We start from the raw sequence: 6253 nt of genomic DNA on the forward strand, positions 1-6253 counted from the left end.
TTACTAGAAGAGAAAAGGACGGATATGACACTTCCTATTTTTCACTCAAACAACGTTCCACATTCTCAGTCGGATTATTTATCTGAGCTCTGGAGGAAGATTGAAAAAAATGAACGGCGTAATCAAAAGGCCGAGCTCAAGGTCAATCAGCTTTTTTCTGAATACAAAGATAAACTGACTCCCTATGATAAAAAGCTCGACCATCTTCACTGTGCCTGGGTTAAGCACTTGATGTCATTTTTGACCTCAAAAAAACTCAAAACCAATATCCGCAATCGCTTGATGCAAGCGATTGAACAGGAGTTAATTGACTTGCTTGATCGCCCTTTTATCAATGATAGAGACAAAGTCGAGGCGTTATGCGAAGAGTATGAAACCTATCATAATAAAGTATTTCAGAAAGAGAAACAGCAAGCGCTCAATGCAGCTTGTCGAGAATTTGAAAACGGCATGAAGGAGATGTTCGGCGCTGATATTGATTTACCCCACAAAAAAATCCGTGAAATTCTGGCTTCTGGTGATCCATTCGCCATTGAAGCTTTTATCAGTGCCTTATGGGCCTCTTTTGTTAAACATAATAACGACTCATTTTCACCACGAGCCCAAAATGAGGACGATTGGGACGATTTTGAATTCGATTATTTTGAGAGTGAAGACGACGACGCGCTTAACATCAAAGAAATGTTCCGAGGTACTCAACTCAACAAAATGTACAAACGCATTGCGAGTGTTATCCATCCAGATAAAGAGTCTGACCCGTTAAAGAAAGAAGATAAACATCGTTTAATGCAGAAACTGGCGGTGGCCAAACGAGAGAATGATGTGATGACCTTAGTCCGAATGCTGACAGAATATGTCCCCGATTCTGAGCACCTTCTTGATGAAACAACTTTAGTGAGAATGGAGCATTTGCTCGAAATGAAGCTCCTGGATTTAAATCGGGCCCACCGTGACATCTTTAGCCAACAAGGAGTTAAGTCTCAAGTCTGGAGACAATTCTCAGCACCAAGCAAGAAGAAGACGCAAGCCAAAATGGAAAAGTATCTTGAAATGATTGATGATTCGATAGTCTCGCTTGAAAAAAGAATAAGGAAAGTTAACAGTATCAATCAATTAAAAAAATATTTAGGATCTCTTACCTTCTATTGATTCTGTGTCTAGAAAAGAGGCTTAATCATGGTGGTTTAAGAGGTTCGAAATACCGCTTGCTCACCCTTCGACTGGCTTCGCCAGCTACGGGATTGCGACGAGCGGTGCCATTAAAGTTTGAGCAGGTATATGTTCGCGTTTCCCGTTAATTTTTGAATGCGCCTTATTATTTAAGCCTTAATACACGCTGATTACGCACTCAATTTAAAATCGTGAAAAACAGCTAGGAAGCTTCAATTAAAGAGAAAGAATAAATTCATGAGTCGAAACCTTAAGCACTATCAAGCCCTTGATGAGATCGTGACGAATGCGCTTCTCGCACTGTATTTAACCATGAGTCAACAAGGTGGATATTGGACAACGAAAAGAAGAAATGAACTGTTGGTAAAATTCATCAAACCAAAAGTAAAACGGCCTCAGTTCTCGACATGTAAAAATGAACTCAAAACCATGCTCAGTATTGGCCGAAGTGTAACAGGCAACCTCGAACAAAAAATGTGGGAGGTAAATCAACTGAATCTCGGGTATCAAGCCAAGTTCTCACAGGCTGATGAACTCTATATCATGTTAACGGAATTATTTGAGCAGCATCAGTTTCCAACTATGTTGGAAGACCCCACAAAAGAAATGGAACGAGATACTCTTTACATGAAAGAAAAAAGCATAGAGCAAGGGTTTGATGAAGACAATAACCAGATAAAACCCCTGGCTATGACGGTGAAAACCCATCGGTTGGAAGCGTTAATTGAAGCGCTAAAAGCCAAAGGCTTTTATCGCGTTGAAGTTGACTCTGAAGAGAAAGATGAAGTCATTCACCTTTTATTGCACCGAGAGTGATAACGATTATACGATTGAATAGTGCCTTTCTATTTCTCGGTTTTACCTTGGGTAGACAATGTCCGACTAAATACCCATCTTCAACCTTGACTGAAAGCTTTCCCATATGACAACGCACCCAAAGCCAGTCTGACCAAATAGGTCATAAAGAGAGAGCTTTTCAATACGCAACTCTGGCTTACGCATGAACCTTTTAAAATTGGCATTAGCTAGGCTAGGTTTGCGCATAGGGTCCAATTCTCTTCTTCATTTTTCCACCTAAATCCGGATTTAGGTCTAGTATAATATACTGCGATACTCACCCTGTGACACGGAGCCTTCCATCCTAGTGGTAGGTGAAAATTTCACCCAAACCTTACGGACGCCAGTTTTCAATGCAGAGACACAATAAGAGTTTAGGACTATTCATACTTTTCTTTATGCAGACACATGCAATAATCAACATGCTATGACGAGGTTGATGGTTATATGAGATGTTCCGAAATACCCCCTTTGATCTACATGGTTACTGAAACTCAACTTGAGAGTGCTCTATCCTCTATAGCCATCAATAACTTGCATATTTACTGTGCGTTTACTCATGAAAGTTTGAACACTAAATTAATCAAAGATATTCAGTACAGCCACTTTAAATCCATAAGCTTTAGCGACGCTCGAACTATTTACCCTAAAAAAGCATCATTCTCGGATGAAGATAGGCAATAACTCATTGATATTTAGAAAAATATGCCTAAGAGGGAATATTCACAACGCTATTTTTGGAGAAAACGTGTTTCGACAATTTTTGTGTATCTTATTGATTTGTAATATTATCTCAATTTAAATGTAAATGGACTCAACATGACCGAAATGATAAAAACTTTACTTAATATCCGCTCGCTTCGTGCGTTCTCTCGTGAATTAACACTTGAGGAACTTGAAGAAGCACTGAATAAGTTAACGACCGTCTTTCTTGAACGCCAAGAGAGCGAAGAAGTAGAGCGCGAAGCTCGTGCTGAACAAGAATCCAAAGTCGCTGAAATCGCAAAGCAAATCAAATCAAGGTCGATGGTGTTAATATTGAAGCTCTTATAGAAGCTCTAGCAGGTCAATCAAAGAATAAAATAAAAGGTAAACGTAAGCCTCGCCTTGCTAAATATAGTTACACAGACGGGAACGGCATAGAAAAAACCTGGACCGGTCAAGGTCGCACCCCTTCCATAATTCAAGAACAGCTTGATGCTGGAAAATCAATTGAGGATTTCTTGATCGCGAAATAGTCGCTTCTTTCAAAACCCTCACTACACCCCCCTCAATTAAGAGGCCCAGAATTCATATAGAAACTAACAGAGCCCTTGTTTAGGTTAGTTTCTATAGGGCAGTCAGCTCACTTTAAATATCTCTCCCATTGGCCAATCTTAAAATGAATGCGTGAACAGAAATCAACCTAGAGGCGTTAATTACGTCACTGGCCTCATCAGTACCGAAACACGAGAAAACACTTATGACTATTGCAGAACAATTGCGCCAACAAGGCGAGCAACGTGGCCGCCAAGAAGGACGTCAAGAAGGTCGCCAAGAAGGTCGCCAAGAAGCCCTCAAGGAGATGGCGCACAAGATGATGCTTAATGGTCTAGATCAGGAAGCCATTATGGATGTCACAGGATTGAATAAAGACGAACTAGCACAACTTTCTCATTAGCCGAGCAAGTAAATGGCCATCAATAAAGGACTGCGCGTGGGGAGATAAATAGTTAAATCAATAAAAAATAAGGATAAGAAAAAAAAACGGCGCGGGCACTTTCTTTTGTCATACGACAGGTCCCTTCTTCGATTAAACGCGGAGTCATGTGGAACCCTTTCATCACCTTCCCACTTAACGTCCACCTTCATCCGGATGGTATGACGTTGTACGAAACTTTTAGACTTTTCCTACCCATCGGCCTTATTGTTATCATATTCAGGTACTAATTGAGTGAGGGGAATTATCGCCTCACCCAACTTTCATTGTGACAACGTCATAAAAAAGACCGAAAGACTAAGGTTATTACCTTCCTTGAAGCCCTTATATAACGTTCTGGTCAAAGTTTTATAAAATATTCAACGTTTTACTGCCCACTTTTAAATCGACTCTCTTTATACCCAAACGATAAAGGTAAGAGAGTACGTCATTTTTAGAAACATTGTATTGACTACGATTTAGAAGTAATAAATATTCTTCTAACAAGTATGGAAAGTCGCTTAATCAACGCCCATGAGTAATGTCAATCTGAGTGATATGTCGGCCAAGCACGGCATTATTGTGAATCGTCCTATATTTATCGTTGGTTCATCCAATCAAGTCCCGCTTTAGACGTAAGAAACTACTCTGCTATCAATTCATTAGGAGCGACATCTTATCGCTATTAGAAAAACCAAAGCATCAAGGTTTGAACTAGCAACCTAGTGAATACGCTTTCATTATGTAATGATTTTACTTACAAAGTCATACTGTAAGAGACAAAAGATTCCGGAATAATACGTCAAATGGTCTGGGCTAAAACTTATATGGCGGTTCGTATCATTGGTGTTGAGTTTGGCTACACCAATTACGCAAACTACAAAAATAGTGCAGAATAGCTTTCGATAACATTAGCTGCAATATTCCAGAGTTTTGTCTATTTTAGCACTGCGATTGGCCATCTTCGATAACATCAAGATTTGGCCTGTACCAAAGCAAAAGGGTAACCAGCACTCTTTCTTTTGCGCTTACCGAACTCGTTGTCCAAATTTGAACTCGATGTGAGAGCCAGAGCGAATAATGAGAAAGCACTCGTCAATGGAGTGAACGTCACTGTTGAGTGCAAAGGCGGTAAGAGAAGAGCCACCATTTTAGTTGATAAGTGACATACAACATGTAACTGGCTTAGAACACGTTAAAGCTCTCTTTCATTACACTAGTAAGCACTCTAGCAGGGATTTTGTTTTGGTTCTTGTAACGGGACTGTTGCAAAAATACTGTACGGACCCTTTTTTTTAATCATCGTGGGCAACGCTTGGAACTCATATTTCTGTCATGGGTGCAGACAAAATAGGAAACAAGAACTTCCATCCTCATTGTTTGAGAAAGCATACTCTACTGTGACTATATACCTTAATGAAAAACGATTGGCGAGTTCTAGCATGCGCCAGATAAAGAGATCTATAAGATAGTTGAAGAGCCTATGTTAAATGACAGGAACAAAAGCGGCATTACCATTTTGATAACTCAAGATTAGCTTATCAAGATCCTTACATTGGCCAGTTACTTTTAATGAAATACCTACCCAAGGTAAATAAGCATGAATAAAATTAGCTTTTTAAAAATAAACAATACCATTATCGATGACATTATTGCTCTCTCAGTGGAAGAGTCTCAAAAACAACTCATTGCTAACAACGCAGAGTGGCTTGCAGAAGCCAGTTTTAACGACGATAGTATCAACTATGGTATTTACTTAAACGATAAACCTGCGGGCCTGATCTCTCTGATTGACCCTAGAATACTGGACACACACGATGAACACTTTCAAAAGGAGCATTTATATGTATGGCGCGTCATGATTGACCATCGTTTCCAAGGAAAGGGATTGGGGAGTCAAGCGATTAACTTCAGTAAGAAATACGCTTCCATTATCGGTTTAAAAGGCGTCTCCCTGACCACGATGGATAAAGAAAAAGGCAATGCGCTCTCTATTTATCAAAAACTTGGTTTTATACCAACGGGCAGAAGACTTGATGATGAAATTGAATTAATTTTTGGCTTAAAGGAATGAGTGAATAAACAAGTCAGATGGTGTGTCTGGGACGGCTATTTGGCCGCCTCATTTTATACTTAAACTGTAAATGTATTGAAGAGTTCATTCAAAAACGCTGATCCCTCGTGCACTCTCACCTCTGCCCGGTCACGGCTTAACCAAAAATCAAATTGACTCTTGTTCAATATCCGTAACCTTTAAAGACCTTGAATCGCTTCGATGAGCTTTTTGATTAGAGCATGGTCTGACTCTATCGCATTGTCATGGTGTAATTACTCTTAATTTTTTTGCTCATATTTTCAGCTATCATGCGCTAATCTAGAAAACGTTAAAGTTCCAGCTCAGTGCTCTAAAGATCGTAAAGCCTCACCTAGCAGGTCTTCTGGCGAAAGGTTAGAATGGGTGTTCATTATACTTTCGATTCTCCTTGTAGGAAAAGAATTACAAGTCTTCCCTCTACCATCAAAGTCCTCTTGTCTTCTGCCGTATGCAATGTACACATTAATGAGAGT

The 6253-nt window shown here is 39.7% G+C and carries 3 protein-coding genes and 3 pseudogenes; 5 read left to right on the plus strand and 1 reads right to left on the minus strand.

Features of this window, described 5'->3' with window-relative positions; genetic code table 11:
• The 5 genes and pseudogenes from ACED60_RS25035 to ACED60_RS25055 form a co-directional block, all read left to right on the plus strand.
• Positions 1 to 1149 (plus strand): hypothetical protein (locus ACED60_RS25035; protein WP_371696128.1); only part of this gene is annotated, 1149 nt, incomplete at its 5' end.
• 258 nt (positions 1150 to 1407) lie between these two features.
• Complete coding sequence (locus tag ACED60_RS25040; protein WP_016800595.1) at positions 1408 to 1986, plus strand: DUF2913 family protein; 579 nt, start codon at positions 1408 to 1410, stop codon at positions 1984 to 1986.
• 840 nt (positions 1987 to 2826) lie between these two features.
• Positions 2827 to 3245 (plus strand): annotated as a pseudogene (locus tag ACED60_RS25045) (H-NS family nucleoid-associated regulatory protein).
• A gap of 164 nt (positions 3246 to 3409) precedes the next feature.
• Positions 3410 to 3667 (plus strand): annotated as a pseudogene (locus ACED60_RS25050) (ISNCY family transposase); the annotation flags it as partial.
• 1618 nt (positions 3668 to 5285) lie between these two features.
• Entirely contained in the window at positions 5286 to 5759 is a 474-nt protein-coding gene (locus ACED60_RS25055; RefSeq protein WP_016800590.1) for a GNAT family N-acetyltransferase, read from the plus strand.
• Between the two features lie 59 nt (positions 5760 to 5818).
• Here the strand turns inward: ACED60_RS25055 and ACED60_RS25060 are convergent.
• Positions 5819 to 6004, minus strand: a pseudogene (locus ACED60_RS25060) (IS6 family transposase); the annotation flags it as partial.
• Positions 6005 to 6253: the final 249 nt, after the last annotated feature.

Origin of the sequence: Vibrio sp. 1F279, from assembly GCF_041439815.1 — a bacterium.
Lineage (GTDB): Bacteria > Pseudomonadota > Gammaproteobacteria > Enterobacterales > Vibrionaceae > Vibrio > Vibrio tasmaniensis_A.

What these genes read in the sequence shown, in the direction of transcription:
- ACED60_RS25040 (WP_016800595.1), top strand. Translation starts at nt 1,408, where the DNA reads ATGAGTCGAAACCTTAAGCACTATCAAGCCCTTGATGAGATCGTGACG.
- ACED60_RS25055 (WP_016800590.1), top strand. Translation starts at nt 5,286, where the DNA reads ATGAATAAAATTAGCTTTTTAAAAATAAACAATACCATTATCGATGAC.